Origin of the sequence: Allomuricauda sp. CAU 1633, from assembly GCF_017313225.1 — a bacterium.
Classification (GTDB): Bacteria; Bacteroidota; Bacteroidia; order Flavobacteriales; family Flavobacteriaceae; genus Flagellimonas.
This window is the reverse complement of the sequence record NZ_JAFLNE010000004.1, coordinates 148,987-174,512: the sequence shown is the minus strand read 5'-3', so window position 1 is coordinate 174,512 and position 25,526 is coordinate 148,987. Positions and strand designations below refer to the sequence as shown.

At 43.0% G+C, this 25,526-nt stretch carries 24 protein-coding genes; 6 read left to right on the top strand and 18 right to left on the bottom strand.

The features are described 5' to 3' along the window. Positions 1 to 174: 174 nt before the first annotated feature. From J0X14_RS12870 to J0X14_RS12840, 7 genes are all read right to left on the bottom strand, one after another. The gene (locus tag J0X14_RS12870; RefSeq protein WP_207098203.1) at positions 175 to 807 is read right to left on the bottom strand and encodes a YdeI/OmpD-associated family protein; all 633 of its coding nucleotides are present in this window, start codon (positions 805 to 807) and stop codon (positions 175 to 177) included. 76 nt (positions 808 to 883) lie between these two features. Further along, positions 884 to 1,765 carry a helix-turn-helix domain-containing protein gene (locus tag J0X14_RS12865; protein ID WP_207098202.1) on the bottom strand — a complete coding sequence of 294 codons (882 nt, stop codon included), beginning with the start codon at positions 1,763 to 1,765 and terminating at the stop codon, positions 884 to 886. Positions 1,766 to 1,916: 151 nt separating this feature from the next. Then, positions 1,917 to 2,333: a nuclear transport factor 2 family protein gene (locus tag J0X14_RS12860; RefSeq protein WP_207098201.1), complete on the bottom strand. Its 417-nt coding sequence runs from the start codon at positions 2,331 to 2,333 to the stop codon at positions 1,917 to 1,919. Positions 2,334 to 2,392: 59 nt separating this feature from the next. Beyond that, the gene (locus tag J0X14_RS12855) at positions 2,393 to 2,851 is read right to left on the bottom strand and encodes a YHS domain-containing (seleno)protein (RefSeq protein ID WP_207098200.1); all 459 of its coding nucleotides are present in this window, start codon (positions 2,849 to 2,851) and stop codon (positions 2,393 to 2,395) included. 39 nt (positions 2,852 to 2,890) lie between these two features. Next, positions 2,891 to 3,436, bottom strand: a complete 546-nt coding sequence (locus J0X14_RS12850) for a carboxymuconolactone decarboxylase family protein (RefSeq protein ID WP_207098199.1) — start codon at positions 3,434 to 3,436, stop codon at positions 2,891 to 2,893. Between the two features lie 310 nt (positions 3,437 to 3,746). Continuing rightward, positions 3,747 to 4,478, bottom strand: coding sequence for a cysteine hydrolase (locus tag J0X14_RS12845; RefSeq protein WP_207098198.1), 732 nt, complete (start codon positions 4,476 to 4,478; stop codon positions 3,747 to 3,749). A gap of 148 nt (positions 4,479 to 4,626) precedes the next feature. Next, on the bottom strand, positions 4,627 to 6,717 hold the full coding sequence (locus tag J0X14_RS12840; RefSeq protein WP_207098197.1) for an adenylate/guanylate cyclase domain-containing protein: 2,091 nt from the start codon (positions 6,715 to 6,717) through the stop codon (positions 4,627 to 4,629). Positions 6,718 to 6,752: 35 nt separating this feature from the next. Between J0X14_RS12840 and J0X14_RS12835 the strand changes: the two genes are divergently transcribed. Further along, complete coding sequence (locus tag J0X14_RS12835) at positions 6,753 to 7,478, top strand: JAB domain-containing protein (protein ID WP_242528023.1); 726 nt, start codon at positions 6,753 to 6,755, stop codon at positions 7,476 to 7,478. A 2-nt stretch (positions 7,479 to 7,480) separates the two neighbouring features. Here the strand turns inward: J0X14_RS12835 and J0X14_RS12830 are convergent, their stop codons facing one another. The 5 genes from J0X14_RS12830 to J0X14_RS12810 form a co-directional block, all read right to left on the bottom strand. Next, on the bottom strand, positions 7,481 to 8,506 hold the full coding sequence (locus tag J0X14_RS12830) for a hypothetical protein (protein WP_207098196.1): 1,026 nt from the start codon (positions 8,504 to 8,506) through the stop codon (positions 7,481 to 7,483). Positions 8,507 to 8,508: 2 nt separating this feature from the next. Next, on the bottom strand, positions 8,509 to 8,730 hold the full coding sequence (locus J0X14_RS12825; protein WP_207098195.1) for a KTSC domain-containing protein: 222 nt from the start codon (positions 8,728 to 8,730) through the stop codon (positions 8,509 to 8,511). Beyond that, on the bottom strand, positions 8,727 to 10,511 hold the full coding sequence (locus J0X14_RS12820) for an ATP-binding protein (protein WP_207098194.1): 1,785 nt from the start codon (positions 10,509 to 10,511) through the stop codon (positions 8,727 to 8,729). The genes J0X14_RS12825 and J0X14_RS12820 overlap by 4 nt, the downstream gene beginning before the upstream one ends. Beyond that, on the bottom strand, positions 10,498 to 11,775 hold the full coding sequence (locus J0X14_RS12815; RefSeq protein WP_207098193.1) for an SIR2 family protein: 1,278 nt from the start codon (positions 11,773 to 11,775) through the stop codon (positions 10,498 to 10,500). The genes J0X14_RS12820 and J0X14_RS12815 overlap by 14 nt, the downstream gene beginning before the upstream one ends. A 170-nt stretch (positions 11,776 to 11,945) precedes the next feature. Beyond that, on the bottom strand, positions 11,946 to 15,071 hold the full coding sequence (locus tag J0X14_RS12810; RefSeq protein WP_207098192.1) for a WD40/YVTN/BNR-like repeat-containing protein: 3,126 nt from the start codon (positions 15,069 to 15,071) through the stop codon (positions 11,946 to 11,948). 334 nt (positions 15,072 to 15,405) lie between these two features. Here J0X14_RS12810 and J0X14_RS12805 point away from each other — a divergent pair, with 334 nt between their 5' ends. Continuing rightward, the gene (locus J0X14_RS12805) at positions 15,406 to 15,870 is read left to right on the top strand and encodes a hypothetical protein (RefSeq protein ID WP_207098191.1); all 465 of its coding nucleotides are present in this window, start codon (positions 15,406 to 15,408) and stop codon (positions 15,868 to 15,870) included. A gap of 31 nt (positions 15,871 to 15,901) precedes the next feature. On the opposite strand, the gene J0X14_RS12800 is transcribed toward J0X14_RS12805, so the two are convergent. Next, complete coding sequence (locus J0X14_RS12800) at positions 15,902 to 17,110, bottom strand: PQQ-dependent sugar dehydrogenase (protein WP_242528022.1); 1,209 nt, start codon at positions 17,108 to 17,110, stop codon at positions 15,902 to 15,904. A 175-nt stretch (positions 17,111 to 17,285) separates the two neighbouring features. Between J0X14_RS12800 and J0X14_RS12795 the strand changes: the two genes are divergently transcribed. Next, complete coding sequence (locus J0X14_RS12795; RefSeq protein WP_207098190.1) at positions 17,286 to 17,795, top strand: hypothetical protein; 510 nt, start codon at positions 17,286 to 17,288, stop codon at positions 17,793 to 17,795. A gap of 156 nt (positions 17,796 to 17,951) precedes the next feature. Further along, a complete protein-coding gene (locus J0X14_RS12790) occupies positions 17,952 to 18,599 on the top strand; it encodes a LytR/AlgR family response regulator transcription factor (protein WP_207098189.1) in 648 nt (215 codons plus the stop codon). Positions 18,600 to 18,601: 2 nt separating this feature from the next. Here J0X14_RS12790 and J0X14_RS12785 read toward each other — a convergent pair whose 3' ends face one another. After that, positions 18,602 to 19,156, bottom strand: a complete 555-nt coding sequence (locus tag J0X14_RS12785; RefSeq protein ID WP_207098188.1) for a DUF4251 domain-containing protein — start codon at positions 19,154 to 19,156, stop codon at positions 18,602 to 18,604. A 94-nt stretch (positions 19,157 to 19,250) separates the two neighbouring features. Here J0X14_RS12785 and J0X14_RS12780 point away from each other — a divergent pair, with 94 nt between their 5' ends. After that, positions 19,251 to 21,470: a carbohydrate binding family 9 domain-containing protein gene (locus J0X14_RS12780; RefSeq protein WP_207098187.1), complete on the top strand. Its 2,220-nt coding sequence runs from the start codon at positions 19,251 to 19,253 to the stop codon at positions 21,468 to 21,470. Here J0X14_RS12780 and J0X14_RS12775 read toward each other — a convergent pair. Then, positions 21,467 to 22,585, bottom strand: coding sequence for an MFS transporter (locus J0X14_RS12775; protein ID WP_242528021.1), 1,119 nt, complete (start codon positions 22,583 to 22,585; stop codon positions 21,467 to 21,469). The two genes, J0X14_RS12780 and J0X14_RS12775, sit on opposite strands and share 4 nt — an antisense overlap. A gap of 151 nt (positions 22,586 to 22,736) precedes the next feature. Here J0X14_RS12775 and J0X14_RS12770 point away from each other — a divergent pair, with 151 nt between their 5' ends. Further along, positions 22,737 to 23,309, top strand: coding sequence for a Crp/Fnr family transcriptional regulator (locus J0X14_RS12770; protein WP_207098185.1), 573 nt, complete (start codon positions 22,737 to 22,739; stop codon positions 23,307 to 23,309). A 3-nt stretch (positions 23,310 to 23,312) separates the two neighbouring features. Here J0X14_RS12770 and J0X14_RS12765 read toward each other — a convergent pair whose 3' ends face one another. The 3 genes from J0X14_RS12765 to J0X14_RS12755 all read right to left on the bottom strand — a co-directional run bounded on the left by J0X14_RS12765 (position 23,313) and on the right by J0X14_RS12755 (position 25,524). Beyond that, a complete protein-coding gene (locus J0X14_RS12765; protein ID WP_207098184.1) occupies positions 23,313 to 24,230 on the bottom strand; it encodes an EamA family transporter in 918 nt (305 codons plus the stop codon). Between the two features lie 119 nt (positions 24,231 to 24,349). Continuing rightward, a complete protein-coding gene (locus J0X14_RS12760; RefSeq protein WP_207098183.1) occupies positions 24,350 to 24,679 on the bottom strand; it encodes a hypothetical protein in 330 nt (109 codons plus the stop codon). 152 nt (positions 24,680 to 24,831) lie between these two features. Further along, positions 24,832 to 25,524 carry an OmpA family protein gene (locus J0X14_RS12755; RefSeq protein WP_207098182.1) on the bottom strand — a complete coding sequence of 231 codons (693 nt, stop codon included), beginning with the start codon at positions 25,522 to 25,524 and terminating at the stop codon, positions 24,832 to 24,834. Between the last annotated feature and the right edge of the window lie 2 nt (positions 25,525 to 25,526).

Genomic DNA, 25,526 nt, shown 5'->3' with positions numbered 1-25,526 from the left:
TTTTTAGGTTAGCCGATAGTCTGTATAAGTTACGAACAGAACGCCCCATCTGGACTATTCAACTCCACTTTTAGTGAATTCCTCGATTTTATCTTAAAAATTTAGGCGTTTGATAAATTTTCAGGCTCTTGCAAAAGAACTTAGGTGATTATGCCACAGGCTTCCTGTAACCATTTAATACTCATTGTATCCTTTTCCCGCCCTGATTTTGGGAATGCACTTTTCAATTCGGTTCTCCCGGGTTTGAGATTGTTTTGCCTGGGAAATGTGTATGAAATAGCTACGCTGACGTCCCGGTGTCAATGCTTCAAAAGCTGCTTTAAAATCAAGGTCATTATCTATTCTGGCTTGTAGCTCTTCAGGCACATCGTGTTCCGATATGTCTTTCTTTTTTACCTCCAATCCCGCTTTTTCAACCTCAATGGCCTCAAAAACATACTGTTTTAAGATATTCCACTGGTCCGTAATCTGTTTCACATCGGTAAAGCGAGCAAACCGTACGGATTGGGAATTTTCACCGGGTTTTTCCAAAATACCCTGATTATCTTTCAACAAGACTCCTTTTAAAAAGCTGAGGGAGCAATTATCTTTAAAAGCGGCAATCATTACCACATTCTTGCCGTTAAAGGTATAACAAGGCGAACCCCATTTCCGTTCTTCGGTAAGACCGCATTCCAATAAAAGTCTGCGCAATGCTTTGATTTCCTCTTGCCAAGTCTGCACCTTGCAATCTGGTGTGCCCACCAAGTCGCAACGGCCGCATCCTTCGGATATATACTCGTCAACTTCGGGGTTTGCTGTATTCATGCTTTTTCGTTTGATGATTCACCACCTCAAAGAAAATACAATTTTATTGAATTTTTATCAACATCATCAATCAGCATCACGCCATGGCCCGGGCAAAACCAACAGTGTCCCGATATACTTTGGGAGAAATGTCGGCATTGTTCTTAAAAAAGCGACTGAAATAGTGCTCATCATCATACCCCAAATCAAAAGCGATCTCCTTTACGGATTTATTGGTGAGATACAGCTCCCGTTTGGCCTCAATGATGATACGTTCCGAAATCAAATTGGTCATGGTCTTGTTGAAATGGTTCTTGGTAATTTTGGCCAACGCCTTTGGACTGATGTTCAACAAATCGGCATACTCCCCTGCTGAATGTTTGCTTTTAAAGTGGGTTTCAATAAGGTCCTTTAGATTTTGAATAATGAACGGCTCTTTTTCATCCGGGGTGTCTTTTAACGACTCGGGTTGTTGTTTGGCCTTGGCCCGGGAGGCGGTAATCAAGAAAATTTTCAAGTATGACAGCAGTAAATCGTACTGAGCCATCTCCGCTTTTTGTACTTCAGTGCGCATTTGCTCCAGTACCATTTCAAAATTGCTTCGGATGGAATCATCCACACAAAAATACGGCGGACTGTAGATGTTGTTGAACAGCACCCCGTTGCAGGCCACCTGTTCTTGGTGTTTATGGATGCAGAAAAAATCAGGATGAAAATTCAACACCACACCCTCTATTTTTTCCTTTTCCAAAAGACTAAAAGGTTGGTAGGGCGTTAGCGCAAACAGGGTGTCAGCCGTAAAATCAAACTCAGCGAAATCTATTTTGGCGGTGCCACTCCCCTTTTTTATCCAAATCAAGGAATAGTGATTGAGTCGTTGTAAGGAACAAAACTGGCAATCGTCCTCAAAATTGGAGAGTTTAAAGGCAAGGTTTCCAGTCTGTTCGTTGATGAGTGTGTTGGTGTTGAAAATATCCATGTTTGGTTTTATAGGTTGAATATTAATAATCAAGTTGTCAGGTCGAGCGCAGTCGAGACCTTATTTTATGCTAGTGAGATACAAGACTTCTCGACGTCTCCTTCGACTGCGCTCAGGATGACAGCTCGAAGTGACAATGTACTATAACTGCTTAAAGCCGTCGTTCGGTTTCGGTGATCGGCAGGTCGTTGATACTGGCGTAGCGTTTCTGCATCAGCCCATGTTCGTTGAACTCCCAATTCTCGTTTCCATACGCGCGAAACCACGCTCCTTCGGCATTTTGGTATTCGTATTCAAAACGAACTGCTATTCTATTGTCGGTGAAAGCCCAAAGTTCTTTCTTCAACTTGTAATTTTTTTCCTTTTTCCACTTGTCACTCAAAAAAGCGACCACTTCTTCCCGTCCATTAACAAACTGGGAACGGTTGCGCCATTCGGTGTCCACGGTATAGGCTTTGGACACTTTTTCAGGGTCTTGGCTGTTCCAGGCATCCTCGGCCAACTGTACTTTTTCTCTGGCCGTTTCCTCGGTAAAAGGAGGTAACGGAAATTTTTGTTCTATTGCCATTTTATGTGTTTTTAAGATGAAAAAAGGGCAAGCTGCCATAGCAACTTGCCCTAAGTGAATTATTTACTGTTCTTAACCTTTGGCCAACTGTCGTGCGCCGCTTTCTTCAACTCGGAAGTACGGGCACTCCAATCTGGGAAGGTGTTAAAAGGCTCCCCATTGAAATCACCATTGAAAAACAGATAGAGTTTGCCGTCGATCACATCAAATGTTTCAGGGTTGATGGGAAACTTAGCTTGCTTTTCACCAACACCCCAAGCGCAATACCCGCCAAATTGGGGTACATACATACTGGGCGATTGGGTAAAGGTGGCTTTGTTGGCCTTGCTGGCAAAGTAATAGGTTACCCCATCGTGCTTGGCGGCATAGGTTTTGTTGCCTTGTTTTGCCTCGCCAGAGAAATAGGATACGACATCATACCCGCCAATGGCTACGCCATCCTTGTTTACGGGGTCAACTTGGGCTTGTGCGGCAATTCCCCAAACTAGGGCCATTGCCAAAAGAACTACATTTTTCATTGTTTTCATGATTTTGGATTATATAAATGTGATTATGGATTACACAGTTTCTGCTTCCACCACCGGAAAATCGATAGCAGTGTTGGCCGTGTTATTGAAATAATTGGTGAATACGTTCAAGGCCACATGTGCCACGATTTCCCCCACTTCGCCATCGGTGTAACCAGCGGCTTTTACAGTCTCAACATCGTCAGAGCTTACTCTTCCGCGTTTTTCCACCAAGGTTTGGGCAAAAAACAGCGCAGCGGCCACTTTTGGGTCTTTGTTTTTCCCTTCGCGGGCCATGTGCAGGGTATCGGTATCAATGAGCACCAATTTCTCTCCGATAAAGGAATGAGCGGACAAACAGTAATTGCAGGTGTTGGCTTCGGCTACGGTCAAGGCGATCAGTTCGCCCAATCGACCACCCAAGGAACCTTTGCTCAAGGCGTCGCTTAGGTTGAGGTACCCTTGCAATACGGCTGGGGAATTCCCCATGGTGCGCATCATGTTGGGAACCATTCCCAATTTGCTCTGGATGCCGTTGAACAATTCCTTTGATTGCCCGGTGGCTTCCTTTGGATCTAATGCTTGTAAACGTGTCATAGTCTTGTCTTTTTTGTTATGAATTATTGATGGTACAAAGGTGCAGCGCGGGCGGCTGGGATAAAATGGACAAACTTCACCTCCTCTTGGACATTTTTCCCGAAATGGACTTATTCTGAAAAAACAAAGAGGGTATTGTCTAAAAAGCTTGTTCTCTGTCAGGTTGAGCCCAGTCGAAACCCAATAGGCTATCAACATACTTTAAGTTCTCGACTGCGCTCGAACTGACAAACTCAAACTATTATTACTTTTTAGACACCCTCTTTGTCATTCAACCGCACCATCACACTTCTCCTTAAACATTGTCTTTTTATTTCTTGTGCATTTTTAGCTCACTTACCAATTCTTGGGTGGTAAACACTTTGCTTGAAATCATTTTGTAATTGGTCTGGGCAGCTTGGTCGCCGTCCAATCCTGGGAGTTTGGCCGAAGCAGTGGCATCGCCCACCATGGCAACCTCAAAACCGTTCTCCACGAGTTCCCTCATGTGCGATTCGGCACAAAGGTTACCGGACATCCCTGCCAAGATCACCTTGTCAATTTTTTGCTTGCGCAATTGAAGGGCCAAGTCGTTGCTTTCTGAACCAAAAACCTTGTGTGGGCTGGTCACCACTACCCTGTCTTTGTTGATGTACTTTTTGTAGCGGGGCAACCAGTCGGCGCCGGAACCTTCAAACCCTTCAACGTTCAATTGGTCACCACGATCAAACATGGTAATGTTGTGCATGAGTTTCTCCAAGGTCCCCTCAAACTTCCAAACATGGTCGTGCTCGTAGTAATAGTGTGGGGATACAAAAACGGGGATGTTGTGTTCTTCGGCTAACTTAAAAATCGTTTCCAGGTTCTCAATGGTGTTGTTCTCCTGTACGCTCTGGCCTACGGCTCCCCAAGCCACGCCATCGGGACTGAGAAAGTCGTTTTGTGGGTCTGTGATTACAATGGCAGTATGCTCATCGATGGTAAAACCCGGTTCTGGTAATTGGGCAAAAACGCCCATAATTCCTGTTGTAAAAATTACGAATGTGTTGAATAAATTTTTCATGGTGTTGTACTTAAAAATGTTATACTTAAATTTTATGGTACAAAGTTGAAGTGATCTACAACGGGATAAAATGGACGAACCTCGCCACTAAATGGACGATTTTCCTTGCGGGGTAAAAGGGGTGTTGGGTGAAGGGTGTTGGGTTGGCTTATTCAGGCCAATGCATCTGATTGTAAAGCTTGGTATACCTTGGGTCTTGGGCTTTTTTGAATCGCTGTAAGATGTATTCGGTCTTTAGCCAGAGCATTTCCACGTCTTTGCGGTCGAAGGATTTTTGCAACCACTGAAAACCGGTTTCATCATCCTTGATGTAGAAATGGTACATGGCCAAAAACCATGCAGGGGAACCTGACATGCCCATGTTGTATTGATCTTCCAAAAGATTCAGTTTTTCCTGAATCTTGCTGGGATTTTCCTCTTTGTAGTACATTTCAATGGCATCATAATAGAGATGCACCGCAGCATTGTCCAGAAAATTAGTTTTAAGGATGTTATTCATTTCCATAAAGGACTCCATATTGCCCATGTTTAGGTGTACCATGGCCACATCACGGGTATAGAACAGGTCATGTTTGAAGCGACTGTCGCAACGGTTCATCAAACTGTCCGCCTTGGCCCAATCGCCAACGAGAAAATAGGCGCGTATCATCTGCGCAAATCCATTGCCCGCATCCGGGAAACGGTCAATGTAGTTTTCCGCATAATGAATGCTTTCGTCAAAACGACCCAGCATATTGTTATAAACCGAGTAGAAAGCCCCATCGGGAAAGGGTGGCAATATGGCCACTAGTGACAAATGTTCCTCCGAATACTCAAAATCATGTTCAAAGAAAAACTTGCTGACCAACAGATATTGCGAAGCCTCCAAGGTTGGTTTCAGCGCTATGGATTTTTCCAGGTAATCGGCGGCTCTAGTTCTCGATTCCTCTTGTTTAAAAAAACCCCAGATCATTCCACCAATGGTATAGATGCGGGCCAATCCCATATAGCCTTCGGCCCTGTTGGGCTCCAACTGGATCACTTTTTGATACAACGGCATGGCTTGGTACATGGATTCCTTGTCCATTTTATCGGTGAGGGCATCAGCACGGGCCAACAACTCATTTACATTCTTGTTGTCCATGGCCAGGTTTTGGGCGCTGCTTTTTTCCCTGTCCCGGTAATGGGCATTCAATTCTGAGGCAATGGCACCGCTTGCTTGGGATTGCAGCATTGTTGCCACATTGGCTCCAGAAACATGGTCATATCGTTCGGACCAGAGGTACATGCGCTCCATTGCATCGGCCAAGCGAAGGTCCAAATTGTAGAGACTGTCCGAATGATGCAGCGCACCCTCCAAAATATAGCCCACATTCAAGGTGGCGGCCATTTTTTGTAGGGGTTCGCCTTGATCCAAATAATCCTGGATCAAGGATTTGGGCACCACCTTTATCATCCCTACCCCATCGGACAGTTGACCAATAAGGTCATCGGTAATGGTTTCGCACAACACATCATTTTCTGAAATCCCGGTAAGATTCTGCACCGGTAGTACCGCAATGCTTCGGAGAAGCGCATCATCCGCAATGGGCAACTCTTTTTTGGCCAATGTAAAATAAAGTCCAGCCAAAATACAGAGTGCCAACACCAAAACACCACCCCATTGCAGCATCTTCCGATTATTGGAAAATCGGTTTCCAATGCCCTTAACATTGGAATGGGATTTGGTCTTTACATAGGCTTTTCGGTCTGGGACCACCAACTGATCGTCCACCAATGCATAAACGGGAACGGGTTCCTTTACATTCTTAAAACGAAAAACGTCCAAGAATCGGGTTTCAAATTTTTTATGGCTTCGCAACTGGTCGTTCACATGGTCTGAAAAGAAAACACTGCCCGGCACGCCCACCGATTCTATCCTAGAGGCCACGTTCACCGCATCGCCCATAATGTCATCCTCGGAAAGGACAATATCGCCCATGTGGATGCCAATGCGAACGGGAATCACCGGAGCCTGGCGGAACGCCTTTTGCAACTCCAATGCGCACTCCACGGCATCCAACGCACTATCAAAAACGGTGAGGGTGCCATCACCAAAATATTGTACCACGGTGCCTCGGTGTTTTTCGGTAAGTTCGTTAAAAAGCTTTCTGTGCCTACTCCGCAGGGTGAGGGCCCGCTGTTCATCCTCGTGCATGATGGCGGTGTACCCCTGCACATCGGTAAACATTATGGCGGTTAATTTACGGTGTATGCCCATGGATGAGGTTGGTTCTGCGTCTCTAAAATAGTGAAATGGCACCATACCCCGACGCCAAAGCCTGTATTGCACCCAAAAAAGGTGGTTCTTGGTTTTTTCACAGGCATGGTTTACCTTTCCAAGACCCAAATCACCTACCCATGAACGTACGGCTTACCCAAGAACAAAAGATCAAAGTGCTCAACGCCAGAGACATTTATACCATTATGCAGCAAATACTGCTGCGCGAAAACAAGATTCGCCGCAACCAAGAGCATTTTTGGGTGGTGGGGCTCAACAACGAGAACAAGATCTTGTTTGTGGAACTCATTGGCCTTGGTGCGCACAACCGGGTAAACGCCGACCCGCCCGATGTCTTTAGAATGGCCATCTACAAACTGGCCAACAAGCTGATCTTGGTGCACAACCACCCCAGCGGCAACCACGAGGTAACGGATGCCGATATTCTCTTTACCGACCATATGCTGAAAGCCGGGAAATTTTTACGGATTGACGTGCTGGACCATTTGGTGATCACCGAGACCGACTACACCAGTTTTGAAGACCAGGGTGTTATGGACGAACTGCGCAAAAGTGGATTGTTTGAGATTGTGGGACCCGAAAAGCAGGAATTGGAAGCTTTTAAATTGGAAACGGAACGGAAACGAGGTAAAAAAGAAGGACTTAAAGAGGTGGCCAAATCTTTAAAAGAAGGTGGCATGTCTGATGCCGACATTAAAAAGCATACGGGGTTGCCTTTAAAGGTGATTAGGGGGTTGTAGGATTACAATTCGTTGATTTCTTTTTCAATTAATTTGTATTTGTCCTTTACATCCTCTCCCATATAAAAATCGAGCAAATCTTTTTTGGTTAATGTTCCATCGTTCAAGAATTTTGAGAGATAGTCTTGATTGAATTCCATCAGCAAAATACTTTTTTCTAGTTGTTTTAATATCGCCTTGTTGTTCTCTATGTTGCCCTCAACCAATCTTTTAATATTGGTAATCTCATTGATGTCCTTAATGATGCGATTTACAATCATTGCCAAAACATCTTTATCCAAATCAACATTTTTTGCGTTGATAGCAATGTCCCTGGCTAGCATGTAAGCAATGGCGAGATTAGAATAATCTCCTTTTTGCGAATCAATGATGGCTATAAAGCCTATGGAATTGATATAACCCACATTCTCAAAAATTCTGAGAATACTATTGTCTACCAAGGAAATGTCAAAAACAATGATACTGACTTTTGAAGCTCTGTTTGCATCAGACTCAATGAGTTGACTCCATGCCGTATCATACTTTCGGGTAAAAACATCTTTACTTTCAATATTGCCAAGTTTAACGCTTTTGTCAAACTTGCATTCAATTGCAATTCGTAAATCCGAATCACCATTTATCCTACAAATGATGTCTCCTGTTTTGTTTCTTGGCAGATTACCAGCTTCATTGCCAGTTAAGAGCGCAACATCCTTAATTCTTCTCTCCTTAAAATATTCGTTTAAAAATTCCGCAATATCCTCTTCTGCCAAAGAACCCTTTATTGTTGTTTTATAAAAAAGTTCTTTCTTCATTTCAAAGATCATCTTTAAACTCTCCAACTCAGTACCTAACTCATTACTGGTTTTAGAAAGAAATGCTGAAAGGCGATCTTCCATCAATGCCAATACTCCAATATAAATTGTACGTATTAATTTCTCATCTCTTTCATTAGCTGGTATTTGATCAAAATAATTGAAAACAATTTCATTTTCTATTTCGAACTCTTTTATTTCAACTCTTCGTAACTTTTGGTTTAGATTTAGCATTATTACTCAATTCTTTCGTAAGGATACACATTTTTGAAATTGCGATGCAAATAAGATCCCACTGAAGGTGCTACTAAAAGGTTTTGATACTCACTTTCCGGGACTCCCTTATAAACATAAACCCCTCCCTTTAAAAATTTCACAAATACTTGTTGACTTTGCTCCTCATATCCGATACTTTCGATATTAGAAGAGACTACCGGAATCATTTCTGGATAACTCATGTTTTATAATTTTTATTTCGCCAAGATTTTACTAAACTTTTATATTCTTCTTCTGGTGCATCAATTTCATCCAACCACTTTTCTGATGGTTTTGGGTCTGAGCTTTTTGGTGCATTGGAGATTTTAAAAAATTTAACTCTAGAAGGTATTTTTACTGCTTCACCGGAAATTAAAGCTTCACCTGTTCGCAAACTTGGAAGTAAATCCACCATACTTTGTAATTCATCTTGTACTGCAGCTCTAATATGACTTCTATCTTTCGAATTATTCATTCTTAGGGCTACCATTGTTCCACATTGACTTAATACAGTTTCATCTAGTTCCGAAGGTCTTTGTGTCACTAACAATAAACCAACCCCATACTTCCTTCCTTCCTTTGCAATCATTTGAACTGTTCTGGAAGAAATTGAATGCTCACCCGCCTTTAAATAGCTGTGGGCTTCTTCCAAGACAATCATCAAAGGTTGATTTTTACCTCCAACTTTTGTGTTAGCGCCCCAAAATAATCCATCATAAATAATTTTTAATAGTGTTCCTGATATTGAAGACATTATTTCACTTGGTATACCTGATAGGTCTAAAATGGTAATTGGGGACTTATCACCTAACCATTTAAAAAACATCTTATCAAGATCTTCTTCTATTTTACCATTCAAATCGGGGGTTAATTTTCCGGGAGAAAAAAGAAAACTATAACTACTATCATTTAACTTATTTCTCATACTATCTAAAAACCCAAGTAACCCTTTTGCTTTATTATTTAAGTAAGGTGCTGCATTTCCTAAACCCGCTGGAGTATATTCATTAGAAATTAAATCATCTGCATTTCCGTTAACTGTCAAATCGCTTAAAACTGTCCTAGCAATATCTGTAAATGTTTGCTTTTCGAAGTCTATTAATTCAAACCAAAGCCTTTTTATACTGAATGGAATTGGTGAATCAGCTGTAATTGACTCCTTTCGGGTAGGTAATCCATTTTCTTTTGCACTTGCAACCTTGGATTCTACTACTTTTTCTCTAATGTACTCTTTGTTCTGATCTGATAAGGAGCCAGGAAAAACCCTCATTAGTTCATTAAAAGGCAACGCCCAAAAAGGAATTTCCAATTTACTTTCATCCTTTGAAGAATTGATTTCGATTACTTTAGAATGATTTGACAAAGCATCATTGTACTCACCATGAGGGTCAATTACTAAAATACGTGAACTCGGAAAGTTTCTATTTGCGATTGATTGCAATAGCACGGAAACAGAATTAGATTTACCGCTGCCTGTTGAACCAACAATCGCGCAATGCCTAGAAACAAGTTTATCCAAATCTATTTTTGCATCTAAAGTTTCAGATACGCTAATATTTCCAACTGTTATCGAATTTGCTTCTTCATATCCTCCATATATAATGTCCAAATCATTTATTGTAACTAAATGGACATTATCACCAGTAGTAGGGTATTGTGTTACTCCTCTTTCAAATTTTTTTCCGACTTGTTCGCCTGCAAGTACAATATTTATCCACCTGTTATTTTTTAAATAATCATAATCTTTAGCTACAGCTTCGCGTAAACTTTCTGGTATTGCCGCAGAGCCAATCTGAGTTACAATACCAAATAAATTTGCATACCCCAAGGGTATTCTAACAAATGACCCTATCTGACCAATACGGTAAACGACACCATCGATTATGGGCATATTTGATTTAATATTATCAAATAATTTTACTGAAATATTATTTCCGCTAATACTGTCAATCTCGCCAATTTCTGTAATTCTATTTCTTGACATTTTCTCCAAGCTTTTTTATTTCATTTTCATTAACCATAGAATTTAAAAAACTCACAAGCTTGCCAAAATCTGGTAAAATGAATGCACCTTTACCAGTCCAAATCTCCTTTCCTTTTTTTTCTTCTCCTAATTCATCATTTGAATCAAAATGAGCGTCTTCATCAAAATATAAATTTAGACTTACCGTATCATCAGGTGTTGGTTCAGATTTTAATAGCCATTCACCGTATTTGCACCCAATAACGGCACTTTTTGATGCGTACAATGAAATTTTGGGATTCTCATTGGCCATTTTTACAACTGCCGAATCTTCATTTATGGGGTCATATTTGTCATAAAACAATCCAATAACGTGTGAAGTTGTATTGGTCTTTAAAGCAGAAATAATTCTGGAATTAATATGCTCATCCCCCCATGAATAACCACATGTGATTAATATTGCGTCATCTTGCTTTAAAAAATTTGAAAGCCGGTCTAAAAGACTTTCATAAGGTTGTTTTTTCGAATCTTTATATTTTAATGTAGATGGGTATATTAAAATGTCCTTGTCATCTGGATTAACTCTCAGAATTTTCTCGGTATCTTTATCAAAATGCCAACCAAGTGAACCATGAATTTTCCACAATTTGGTTTGATTGGTTAAAAATGAAAAATCCTCAACTGATTCAGGGTTAAAAAACGGCCTTAGACTACCGCAAAATCCATCATAATAGGCAATTTCTTTATGCTCTAAACCAAGTTCAAACAAAAAATCATAATTTGTAGTAAATATTTCAATTGGAAATTTTCTCTCCGCTTGTCCAATCCAGTTGGCAAAATCTGTCTGGACTAATTCAACAACAGTATCCTTGTCAACTATACTGCCATCCTTAAGATGCACACTTACTTTATCCCGAATACCTTTCTTGATTTTACATATTAAATCTTCGAATTCTTGCTTGTTTAAGGAATTCAAGGTTGCACTACCAATAAATAAAGCCTTTTGTTCAAGGTTAGATAAAATAGTTTCTATGTTAAATTTATTTGAACCTAGCTCTTCTTCAATTTCGTTGAAAGCTTTTTTATACTTTGCCTCCTCACCTCCTAATTCAGTAACGATATCTTGAGTTAATTTTTCTATTGCTGGAACTGTAAGAGATTTTTCGTTCTTTTTAGTGAGAGAGCTTCCAGCACCAAATAAAAAACCAATCTTCTTCTTATCTGAAATTAGAATTTGTTGTATTCCACGAATATATTCAGACGGATCATGACTAAATTCACTCATAATATGTATTTATCCAGTTTACACCCAAATATATTTATTTTAACAAGTAACTCATTACAGAAAACCGCAAAAGGCATTAAAAATTAAATAGTTATAGGTTTGCCTTACTGGTAATAAAAAAGGGAAGACCCTTCGGCCTTCCCCTTCAAACACTATGCAACAACAAAATCTTAGGGCATGTACAGCTCCGGTAGCCCGGTGGTCTTGATCAAGGCATTTACAGCCGCCACCTCCTGAGTCTTAATTTTTTGTAGGTCCGCTTTTAGGCCGTCCCATTTTTTGAGGTAGTCGCGGGCCACCTCGCGGGTGCCTTGGGTCACGGGCAGGTTACCGCGGCCAATATCTCCCAAAAAGCCCTTAAATTTTACCAGAAGGCGCGCCTCAAACATATAGTTGTTCTGCTGGGTGCGCAGCTCTTTTTGCAAGATTTCGGCAATCCAGGCCTCAATGGTGGCATCCAGTTCCTTGCCCTTTGCCTTTAACTCGTCAGAGCTGGTTTCGTCCAATACAAAATCCAACTGCTGCTGTATCTTGCGCAGTTCACGCACGCCTTTGGCCATTTCGGTGGCCCCTTGGTAAATGGATTTGGAGATACCATCGCGCTCCACATAGGCGGCCTCCACATTGTCCACGCTCATTTTTATACGGGGATCAATGGTAATGGCAAAGTCCTGGGTCTGGGTAAAATCGCCAATGGTTAGTTTTACTTTGTAGTTTCCCGGGGCGGCTTCGTAAGCGCCCAAGCCACGACTGGTGGCAGTAACTTCCTTAAGACAATCAATCATGCCCACTTCCATATCCCATTCGTAACGGTGCGTTCCCGCGCTTCGCTTTAACTGGGGCTTTGTAAAGGCACTGCATTCAGTTTTTGGGGCAGCGGTATACTCGGAGTAGACCACTTCACCCTTGCTGTCCGTAATCTCTAGGGACATGGGGGTGTCCTTGGGCACTTCTTTGTTGAGCACGTAATGGATCTGCACTCCCTCGGGTGGGTTTTGCCCCGGTGTGTTACGTGCCGAGTAGGATATGCCGAGCAAGGCATCGGTATCTCTAGGCTTGTAGAGGTAGTAGTCCGCTTTGGCCACGGCATCCGATACTTGGTGCAACGGGGTCAGATCGTCCAAGATCCAAATGGCACGGCCTTGGGTGGTCACCACCAAATCCTTGCGCTGCACCCGAAGGTCGGTAATGGGCACTTCGGGCAGGTTGTTCTGTAAGGACATCCATTGTTTCCCCCCGTTAAAGGACACAAACATTCCGGTTTCGGTACCCGCATACAATAGATCTTTGCGATCAGGATCCTCGCGAACGCTCCTGGCAAAAGTATCGCCAGGGAGTCCGTTCACGATTTTTTCCCAAGAGGCTCCGTAGTCGGTGGTCTTGTAGATTTCGGGGGTAAAATTGTTCATTTTATAGCCTGCCATGGCAAAATACGCCGTGGCCGGGTCGTGTGGCGAAGGTTCCACCACATTGATGATGCCTTCCTTCAAGCCTTTTGGGGTCACATTGGTCCAGGTTTGTCCGCCATCTTGGGTCACGTGCACCAAACCGCAGTCCGAACCTACCCAAACCACCCCTTCGCGTAGGGGCGATTCCTCAATATTAAAGAGGTTGTTATAGCTTTCGGCCGTAATCTGCTCATTGGAAATGGGAATACCGCCCTTGCCTTGGTGGTCCTTGTTGTTTCGGGTAAGGTCCTCACTCATGGTTTCCCAGGTCACCCCACGATCGGTGGATTTCATGACATATTGGGAACCGTAGTAAATGGTGTTGGGGTTATGGGGCGATACCATCACCGGGCCGTTCCAGTTGGCGCGCAACTTTAGATTTTTGGGCTGCTCCCCACTGATGCGCTCCGGATAGGGACGCACCATGCGGTTATTGTCAATTTTACTGTCCCACTCCGTAAAATGGCTCGCAAAATAAGTGGAGTAAACATATCGTGGATTGTTCGGGTCCACCGCCACGGTGGAGGATTCACCGGCACGCATAATGTCCCAGTGCATTTGTCCGATACCATTGTCCATACTACGACTGTCAATGGCGATGGTACTGTTATCCTGTTGCCCGGAATAAACGCGATAGGGATATCCGTTATCAGTCAAAGCACGATAAAATTGCCCAGTGGGCTGGTTATAAATGGTTGACCACGATTTTCCACCGTTGAAGGTAATGGAGGCACCGCCGTCATTGGCATTGGCTATGACATTGCTATTGTTGGGATTGATCCACATATCATGATGGTCCACATGACTACCCACCATACCGGTATAGGTCTTGCCCCCATCAATGGATTTCATGGCGCGACTGTTCATCACCCAAATTTCATCTTCGTCATTGGGATCTGCAATGATGTGCATATAATACCACGCACGGGCAAATGTGGTGGGGTCGTTGGAAACTTGTTTAAAGGTTTCCCCGGCATCGTTGGAACGATACACCCCGCCTTCACGTTCCAAGGCCTCAATGGCCAAATACACCACCTCGGGGTTGGCTGGGGAAATGTCTACCCCTATTTTTCCCATCAACTTAGGAAGACCACTGGTGATCTCTTTCCAAGTTTTACCGCCATCGGTAGTCTTGAAGACCTTGCTTCCAGGGCCGCCACTCTGTACCACCCAAGGTTTCCGTTGAAAATCCCATGAAGTCACCATCATATAATTGGGGTCGGTGGGGCTCACCGTCATATCCACAATTCCTGAGGATTCGTTCACGTACAGTATTTTCTCCCAAGTCGCTCCCCCATCTTCAGAAAGATAGAGTCCACGATGTTCATCGGTGCCATAAGGGTTACCCTGTGCGGCAACATACACTTTATTGGGATTGGTGGGATGCACAAAGACCTCCCCAATATGTCGGGTGGCCTCGAGGCCTAAGTGCTTCCAAGTTTTTCCGGCGTCGGTGGATTTGTACATGCCGTCGCCATGCGAGGTCTTTACCCCTCGGATACAGGATTCTCCCGTACCCACATATACCACATTATGATCCGATGGAGCTACGGTGATATCACCAATACCTGTGGTATTGAAGTAGCCATCGGAAATATTGTTCCAGGTTTCACCGCCATCAGTGGTTTTCCAAACCCCACCTCCGGTGGCACCCATATAGTAGGTAAAGATGTCATCGGGGATACCCTCTATGGTAGTAGCCCTACCGCCACGGAAAGGGCCAATGTTCCGGTAGGTCATGGACTCGTAAAGGGTTTTACTGATGGTTGGCCCAGAAGCCTTACGCTGTCCAGAGCTGTAAAAGACCATCCCAAGGCCTAAGAAACAAAGGAGAATGTGTTTTTTCATGAGTTTGGTTTTAAGCGTTAATTTCTTTAGGTGACACACAAAGGTTGAGTCCCTATGTATAGGTTATGAAAATAACCAAACAGGGTGACAAGAAGATGAAAATTTTAAAAAACATCCCAAGATGCTGAATTGAACAGAATGTCATTTATCAATTGAAACTGGGTATCCATCAATTGAAATAGGGTGTCCGTCAATTTTCAATACCGATTATGGCTTATCCACCTTAGTTTGTCAAAAAAATACAAGAAAATGACTACGCTAGAAACCATAAACCTCTTACAGATGATTTGTTTGGGCCTTGTGGGCCTTATTCTTTACTTATTGGGCTTTCTGCATGGCGCCCACTGGGGAAAGAGAAATCGGATATAAACAATACGAAGCCCTATTATTCGTTTCAATAATTCCAAATCTACCTAAACCAAAAACTGTCATCGCTATTCCCCCAAACGAACCAGACCTACCAAAAATCCTAATCTTATGCCATAACGCCGACTATACCGTGCGGGTGGACGAACTCTGCAATGGGCAAATTCGCTATCAATGTTGGCACAAGCCAAAAACTGTTTTGGAACCTCCAAATCTTGTTTTGGAGGATGGAAGTATCCGGCAAAGTCCCAAAAAGGACAAAACCGAATATGTTTTTTCCTTCGGGGATTGGATTTATAGTGTTGAACGCATCGTATCCATAGGAAAATTTGCCTCTACCCACATATTTCTTGAGGTTTCCGATACAGAAAACCAGCGTAATACTTGGAAAATGGAGGATTTAACCCCTCCCAAATATTTGAAATATCTATGATGAAAATAGTACGTGTGCGATATCTGTATGATTAGCCACCGTACGTGACCCTGTAGATGGCATTGCCCTCATCATCGGAAATCAATAAGGAGCCATCTTCCATAAAGAGCAGGTCCACAGGCCTACCAAAGGCTTCCTGACTTTCATCATCCAGCCAACCATCGATAAAAGGCTCATAACTAACGGCCTCATTGCCGTTCAATTTTACCAATGTAATCCTGTACCCTATTTTCTTGGAGCGGTTCCAAGAACCATGTTCAGCTAAAAAGGCATGCCCTTTATATGATGAGGGGAACATGTTTCCTGTATCAAATTTTACCCCAAGCGCTGCAACATGGGGGCCCAAGGGTTGTACCGGGGGGACAAAATCGGAACAGGGGTGTTGACTACCAAACTCAGGGTCGGGAATAGTGCCAGCATGACAGAAAGGATAACCAAAATGTTGGCCCACTTCGGCCAATCGATTCAGTTCTCCCGGAGGGAGGTCATCCCCCATCATATCACGATTATTGTCTGTAAACCACAGCTCATCAGTATCGGGGTGCCACGTAAATCCAACGGTATTCCGTACCCCATGGGCCACAATTTCCCGGTTATTGCCATCTGCATCCATTCGGGTGATGGTGCCAAAACGCTCGTCCTCATCGGTTCGGTCACAGATATTACAGGGTGCTCCCACGGGAACATAGAGTTTGTCATCAGGGCCGAAGGCTATGTATTTCCAGCCGTGGTGGAATTCGGTTGGATAGTCATCATAGATCAATTCGGGTGTCGGAGGACTTGAAAGTGACCCCTCAATGTTGGAATATTTGTACAACTTGCTTACCGCAGCCACATACAATGCCCCATCTTTGAAGGCAACGCCGTTGGGTTGTTCCAAGTCTTCGGCAATGGTATAGACATCATCCACCTTAAAATCCCCATCGGTGTCCTTAAGGGCATAGACTTTATTTTCATTCCGAGTGCCCACAAACAAAGTCCCATCAGAACCTAGGGCCATAGATCGGGCCCCTTCTATCCCTTCGGCATAGGTGTCAATTTTAAACCCTTCAGGGAGGTTCAGACGATCCAAGGGCAATTTGGATGATGTTGGGTTATCACCATCAACATTATCTGGCTGGGATTGTTCGTCAGAAGCTGTATCATTCTTCTCCCCTTTCTTGCCATTGCAGGATACTATAAGGAGAGAAAAGAGAACTATGAAAATTGACTTTGAAGTGAATCGGATGGTCTTCATCATTGAAATTTTTATGGCGTTTTGGTTTCTTGGTGGATAAAGCTAAGGCAAAATCATCTAAATATTGGACTAAGCTAGAAATTTCATGCCGTTCTCGTACAAGTTTAGGACAAAGCAGGTTCTTGTAGTCCCAATGTTCCAAAAAATAAAGTCCTTTGGCACAACAAACAAAGACGTTATGGATCGGAAAACTTTTATTAAACGGAATTTGTACTTGGGCGGCATGGCAGTGGTAACACCATCCCTTCTTATGGCACAGCAAAGTACTCCCCAAGAAGAGCTATTTGACTACGACCTCATTCAAGAGTTTGTATTTGCTGCGCATAAGAGTCTCGAAGAAACGCAACGCATCCTCAAAAAATACCCCTTGCTTTTAAATTCCACCAGTCAATTTAAAAAAGGGGATTTTGAAACCGCGGTTGGCGGGGCGTCACACATGGGCAGAAAGGATATTGTGGATTATTTGGTGGGCAGAGGTGCCCGTTTGGATATCTTTAACTATGCATTTTTGGGCTATGATGATTTCATTAAAAAAATGCTGACCGATTATCCGCACTTGCTCAACTCCTACGGCCCACATGGTTTTACCCTTTTGCACCACGCCCAAGTCGGTGAGCGAAAGGAATTGGCCGATTGGCTCCAGTCTAAAGGACTCACGGAAAAAATATTTAAAGAGGTCTTTAGTTGACTTGCGACCAAATAGGACAAGACACTGGGCATTATCCGTATATTTGTTAGACACCTGATTTTTATGAAAATGCGGACAATTCCGAATGAAAGGCGATTTTATGTTTTATCCATAGTGCTGCTAGTCATCATTTTTGGGATTACATTGGTTCAAAACATGATTCGCTATAGTCACCACGATAGCTATAATCTGTGGACAAGTGTGGTATACCTCTGTTTCTCCATTCTATTTTTTCTTCCTTTTTTGGTGCTGTGTCTTTATATTTTAAAAAAGATTCAGATACGGTTTGAAAATTGGTTTTGGCCCTTGACCTTCCTCACTGCTTTTTGTTGTCTTATTGTTTTTTATCTCGTATCCAACATCATTCTGCACAGTTTTGGTTATTTTGATTTTTTCGTGGATGCCGATTATGCGGGATATTATTTTGGACGTGAGGCTTTGTACCATTTATTGTTTGTGCTCGGAACAGGTATATATGTTTATGTATCAAAAGAGAAAACCAGAACCATCAAGGTATTTAAGGGTCGAAAAACGGTGACGCTTACCATTGATTTGGTCCAATGGATAGAGGTTGAAGGGCATTATCTTAACTTTTACACCAAAAAAGAAACCTACATCAAACGGACCACCCTGGGGCAACTTGCCAAACAATTGCAACCCGATTTTATTCGGATTCACCGCAAGTATATTGTCAATAGGAACGAGATTGTGGCCATTGAGAAAGAAGGCCGTGATGAGTTCACCCTACTTTCTTCTGGAAAAAAACTGAAGATTGGGCCATCTTATAGCCCCATTTCGTGGTAGCCTTATTCCTCTTCAAATTCTGAAAGTGTACCCTCGTATCGTATTTGGGTTCTGTGCGAACTCACAATACTGAATGAACTGGCTCGCGATGGCATTAGCTGGGCCACCACTTGAAAGCTTTCTATGCCATTGTTAATATTAAACCGCATCGTATAGCCCATGGTCTTTGAGTTTCGTTCTATCTGAAGATTTTCAGGCGGCCCCTCAAACTGTATCCCTGTCCTTTGCGGGTCATAACCGCCAGACATTTGCCGTTCTCCATAATAGGGCAAATCAGCCTCAACTTGGTCCCCGACCAGCCTTAAATAACTTGCGTTTCCTGTAATGTCTATCCGGCTTGCATTACTTCCGTTGGGAAGCAGTTGAGCGTTTGAAATACTATTTAGAGCTTGGCTGGGCATAGGTCTGGCCCATCGGGCTTGGATTTCAAATGATCTATTCGCTACCAAATTGTCCAAAGCCTCTATTTCTTCAGCAGAAGCGGTTGTCTTGGTCCCTCCGCAACCCATAGCGGCCACTATCAATATCCATATCCCTAAATGCAGTAGTGTTCTCATTTGTTTCAAAATCAAAAGCTTACTACAAAATAATGAATCTCCCGAACATTTCTGATTTTAGAAGTATATTTAACAGCAAACCAGACCTCATTTTATGAAAAACCCCTTTGCAAAATTGTCATTTCTTGTTCTGCTGGCCTGTTCTGGTCACCTACAATCCCAACAAACTTCACCGCAATCCCAAACTGGAACCAAACCAAACTATTATGCCACTGTGCTGGAGGAGGATCCTGTTGTGGATGGAGAAATTATCAACGACCCGGTTTGGCAAATGATTCCCGCTATAACCGACTTGATCCAAATTCGGCCGAATTACGGTGAGCTGGTCTCAGAAAAAACAGAGGTTCGCATTGCCTATAGCAGTACCACCTTTTATGTTTCAGTGATTTGCTATGATGCTGATGCTGATGGTATTGTGGTTTCCGATTCACGTCGCGATGCTGACCTGAATGATGAGGACAGCTTTCTTTTTATCATTGACACCTATCACGATCGGCAAAATGGGTTCCTTTTTGGCACCAATGCCCAAGGTATGGAGTATGATGCCCAAATTGACAACGAGGGAAAAGGTAACTTCAATGCCAATCGCCAGCAAGGTGGAGTTATAGGTGGCACAAACATCAACTGGGATGCGACATGGAAGGTGCGCTCACAATTGGGTGACTATGGCTGGAGTGCCGAATTTGCCATCCCATTTCGTTCTTTGCGGTACGCACCAGGAGATAACAAGACCTGGGGGTTGAATTTCCAACGGAACATCAGTAAAAATACCGAAACGGCCTATTGGACTTCCCTTCCATTGGGTTTTGATATGAAACGATTGTCCTTGGCAGGGAATTTAAATGGGTTGAATCTTAGAAACCCCGGCAACCTGAAACTTATCCCTTATGTATTGGGTCAACATGTGAACGATAAAGCTATGGACGACACTGAAACCAATTTTGATGCTGGGGCGGATATCAAATACAGTGTTACGCCCAGTCTTACGTTGGACCTTACCTACAACACCGACTTTGCCCAAGTAGAAGTGGATGACCAGCAGGTGAACTTGGACCGATTCAACCTTTTCTTTCCTGAAAAAAGGGCCTTCTTTTTGGAAAATGCAGGTCAGTTTGGCGTGGGAAGCCCTGGCGAAGTGGATTTGTTCTTTAGTAGACGTATAGGTATTGGCGACGATGGTAGCTTGGTGCCCATTATTGGTGGAGCACGATTATCTGGTAAAGTGGGTCAGACCAACGTGGGCTTCTTGAGCATGTTCACCGATGATGTAGTAGAAGCAGCCATTGAAAAAAACAATTTTACTGTAGCACGGGTCAATCATAATTTTGGGGGCACCCGTTCTTCCCTCGGTGGTATTTTTATCAATAGGGCTGGTTTGGGCGAAATGGACGATGATTACAACCGCGTTTATGCCATGGATGGCAAATGGGGTATTGGCAACAAAGCCACAATAAATGGTTTTGTGGCAAAAAGTGTAACCCCAGGAATAGAAAATGGAGACCATGCATTTAAGTTATTGGGGAATTATGAGTGGGGAGGTTGGAACATTAATGCAGGGTATACCGAAGTGGGTGAAGGTTTTAATCCCGAAGTGGGCTTTTTGCAACGTACTGCCTTTAGGAAACCTGAGTTTCTGGTCTTTAAGGCGCATCGATTCAAAGACGCAGGAAAGTTGTTGGAAATTCGTCCACATGTTTCCTATCGCGGTTATTGGAATTTTGATGATGAGCTGGTCACTAGCTTTTTACATATTGATAATCATTGGGTTCTTAAAAGTGGGTTTGAAATCCATACCGGAATCAACTTTACTGCAGAACAGGTGTTTGAAGAATTTACCATTTCAGACGTTACCGTCCCAGTGGGCTACTATAATAATGAAGAGCTGCAGTTGGTCATAACCACCAATCCCAATACTGCACTTTCCTTTGATACGCGAACCATTATCGGGGGATATTTCAATGGGCACCAGATTACTAACAGCGGTACGGCCAAGTATCGGATTGGAGATAGATTCAATAGTTCATTGACCATGAGCCACAGCGATATTCAATTGGACACTGGTGATCTTACAGCTTTGGTAGGTGGATTGCGACTCTCCTATTCATTTACACCCCGAATCTTTATCCAAAGTTTGATTCAGCGAAACAATGTATCCAACATCACTTCGGTAAATGCCCGATTTGGTTGGTTACAAAATGCCAACACCGGTCTTTTTGTGGTTTTCAATGTGGTCAAGGATGATGACCTTATCGATGGCATCGATAATCAAACGTTCACCATAAAGTATACCCACCGCTTTGACATTTTAAACTAAGTACTGGTTTTTCTTTTTCTAAAATAGAGGTAACCGACCCCCAACAGCACTAGGACTGCAGAACCATAGAACGCATGGGGAATTCGGGCTACACTTTCCTGATAGTACCAGCCAGAAAATAGGGCTCCCAAGCCTATTCCTGCCTCCAAGGCAATATACATGGTAGCCATGGCCTTTCCTTTTTGTCCGGGTAAGCTTAAATCTATGGTCCAAGCGTAAATGGCTGGCGTAGCCACGCCCATAGCCAATCCGTAGATGCCCGCTCCCACCATCAACCCTGTGGGATTGTTGTAAATTCCAATCCATAGCTGGGCCAAAATCAACAGTATCAGACCCACTACGATTACTTTGGTTCTTCCATATCGGTCGGATAATTTCCCAGCCACTACCCTTACCAAAAGGGAAGAAATGGTAAAAACAATGAAGAACATCCCCTTATTGGCAAAACCAACGGCCTCTGTCCAATCTGGAATCAGCGTGAGCACCACTCCAAACCCTACATAAGCCAAAAAGTTGACTATGGCAGCGGGAAGGGCTTCAGGAGCAATGACATCGTTCCGTGAAATCTTGAGCAGACTCCAGCTAAACTTTTTTCGTTTTGGAAGAGTCTCCTTAAGGTTGAAAATCAACAGCAAGGCCAAAAAGGCCATGGCTGAGGAGCTATAAAACAAAACTTCATAGGAAAAATGCAGTTTTATGAAGCTACCTAAGGCAGGACCCAATGCCATCCCTGTACTGAAAGCAATGCCGTAAATGCCCATGGCTTCGCCCAATCTATGCTGGGGCACCACATCGGATACAAAAGTGGAAGCTGCAGTTGGGGTAAATCCCGTTGAAAAACCATGCAGCAACCGTAACACCAAAAATCCGGAAACTGTTGTGAGAATGGGATAAAAGAAGCCACAAACCAAACAAACAAAAGCCCCAAAAAGCATCACAGGTTTTCTACCGATGGTATCCGTAAGTATACCGCTGAAAGGTCGGGAGACACCAGCGGTAAATGTAAATAGGGCTATGATCAGTCCGATGTATTCTGCACCGCCCAGACTGGAGAGGTAAGCCGGAAGCTCTGGAATCAGCATATTGAAGCTGGCCGAGAAAAGCAATGACCCCATACAGATCAGAATAAATTTTGAGGAGTACATCTTACTTCCTGTCAATTTTGCGCTATGTCTGGCTATGGTCTTCACTCCTATTGTGTAATTTTATAGCAAAGAAATCGCAATCCATTTGTTTTAAAAAGGACATTTGTCCCACTGGTTAAAAATGATTCGTACCAATCCAGAACTAGTTGCTTATACCGAAAAACTTTTTCAACAAGGAAGTCATAATATCCATGAAGAGGCATTTGGTGCGAAGCATAAAATCATGGAGCAGGACCACCGGTACAGGAAGGTCTATTTAATTCGGGAAGGGATTGCAAAGTGTTACATCTCGGATGAAAATGGAAAGGAATTCATCCAAGAGTTTTTGGGTGAAGGCATGGAGTTTGGCGAATTGGAAGTATTCAGCAACAAATTGACCATCTGTTCGGTGGAATCCATAACACCTCTGAAGGTGTTTTCGGTTTCCCATGATGGTTTTCATCAACTTTTAAAGACTGACCCACATTTCAATATGCTCATCCTAAAAGCATTGGCAGATAAAATTCGATACAAAGCTCCCAGACACTCGTACCAACATGCCTACCCCATTGAGGACAATATTCTTCGGTTGAAAAAACTTTTTCCAGAGCTTACAGAGGTAATTCCCAAAAAAGACATTGCCAATTATATAGGGGTGACCACACGAAGTTTAAACCGGGCCCTCAAGGAATTAAAGGAAAAATCCGGAGCGTGACGATCATTGCTTGAACCGTTCAAAAATGGCCAAGGTCTTTTTGGTGTTGATAAAATATACACCTGTGAGCAAAACCACAGCCGCCACCACAGATTGAACCGTAATCTGCTCATCCAGAAAATACCATCCCAACAACAGGGCAACAATGGGATTGACGTAGGTTGAGGTGGCCACTTTTTCTGGCGAAACCGCTTTTAAGAGATAATTGAACGAGGTAAAAGCCAAGATGCTTCCAAAAATAACCAAGAGTACCATAGACCATTGTACTCGTGTACTCCAGTCCAAGGGCGAGCTCCACTCCTCGCCAAAAACTAAACTCATCAAGGCCAAAATAATTCCTGCCGTGAACATTTGATATCCGGTGTTTACAAAATAATTAGTGGGAAGTTCGGCACGTGCCACAAAAAGGCTCCCATACGCCCAACTCAGCATGCACACAAAAATCATGATCATGCCTGTTATGGAATCTTCCTGGGTTATTACCTGCTTTTGACTCACCAGTAAATAAATACCAACGATTCCCAACACCACTCCCACCACAGACATGGGCTGAATTTTTTTACCTTGCAAAATGCGCATCAGCAATAGAATGATGAGGGGCTGTGCTGAAATTTCCAAGGCAGCAAAACCACTGTCCACATACCGAAGTGCCCAAACCACTACCCCGTTTCCGAAACTCAAAAAAAGAATTCCTGCGATAACGGCGTTGATAAATTGTTTTTTGGTGATTTTGAGAGAAATCCCCAAGATTTTGGCCAAAATGAATATTAATGAACCCGCCGTTACAAATCGGCATGAAGCCAATAAAAATGGAGGCAGTTCTGTAACCGCAATCTTATTCAGCAGATAGGTGGAACCCCAAAAAACATAAATGGCAAAAAAGGCAAGGAATACCAGTGCGGAATTTGAGGATTTTCCCATAGCATATTATTAGGCGATTGCCTTGCAATATTACGCATGTTTGAAAGAGTACAAAACAGATTGCCCTTTAACTTTTCCAATAAATTGGAGTCATATGTAGATGGTGGAGGAAGAAAAGTTCAATGATGCTGTTGAGTGCCCAAGAGATATCCGGCAATGGCTTTTTCCAATTGTTTGAAACGCTCCAAATGAAGTTCAATTTTTTGCTTCAATTCCCTAGCATCATCTTTTTGGCTTTTTAATAGCTCTGCAATGTGTTCTTGATGCTTTCGGAAGGTCTTAAAACTGTTCTTTATCTCGTACAGTTTTTCAAAGCAGGACGGGTTATTGGGTTCGCAGGTATAGGAAGTCAATTTTTTGGAAAGTCGCTGTATCACCTTATTGTTCCGCTCCAAGCGGACCAAGAGTTCCTGAACTTGATGGGTATTTTGTTCGGCAACGGGAGCCATATTTGCGACTTCTAAATTTTCCTTTAAGATAGTGATTTTCTTACATTTTAGAATCTGCCCAATTTCAAATTATTGTTAATTAACATAGCGGATTACCATAAAAAAAGCCCGATGCAATACATCGGGCCTTCTGGTTATCTTGAAATTGGTTATTACCCTTTGGTCTGTTCATAGGCTTCCTCTTTCAATTCCTCACTGGCCATGATAGCCAACTCCACACGTCGGTTTGCCGCTTTTCCTTCCGCGGTATCATTGCTTTCACGCGGTTGCGTTTCTCCATACCATTTTGTGGTGAACCTGCCACTTGAAATTCCTTTGGAAACCAAATAGCTTGTTACCGACTCAGCTCTTTGCTGGGACAGCTTCCAGTTATACTCATCGCTTCCAGCACTATCGGTATGGCCTTCCACCAAAATAATGGATTTAGGGTATTCCATAAATATACCAGCCAATTTGTTCAATGTCTCTGCTGAAGTTCCTTTAACTTCGGACTTGTTGGTATCAAAATATACACCGGCATCTTCATTGAAGGTTACATTGATTCCCTCTCCTACACGCTTAACCTCTGCACCTGGAATCTCTTCCTCAATACGCTCAGCTTGGCGATCCATGCGGTTGCCGATGTAGCCTCCAGCAGCACCACCAACAACGGCTCCGATAATGGCACCAAGGGCGGTATTTCCACTTCCAACATTATTACCAATAATTCCACCGATAACAGCACCTCCACCGGCACCGATAGCAGCTCCTTTTTGGGTGTTATTGGCATTTTTCACTGCATCACAGCTTATAATTAGCGTTAGGGCCAAAAAAGCAGTTGTACTTTTTAATAAGATATTTTTCATGT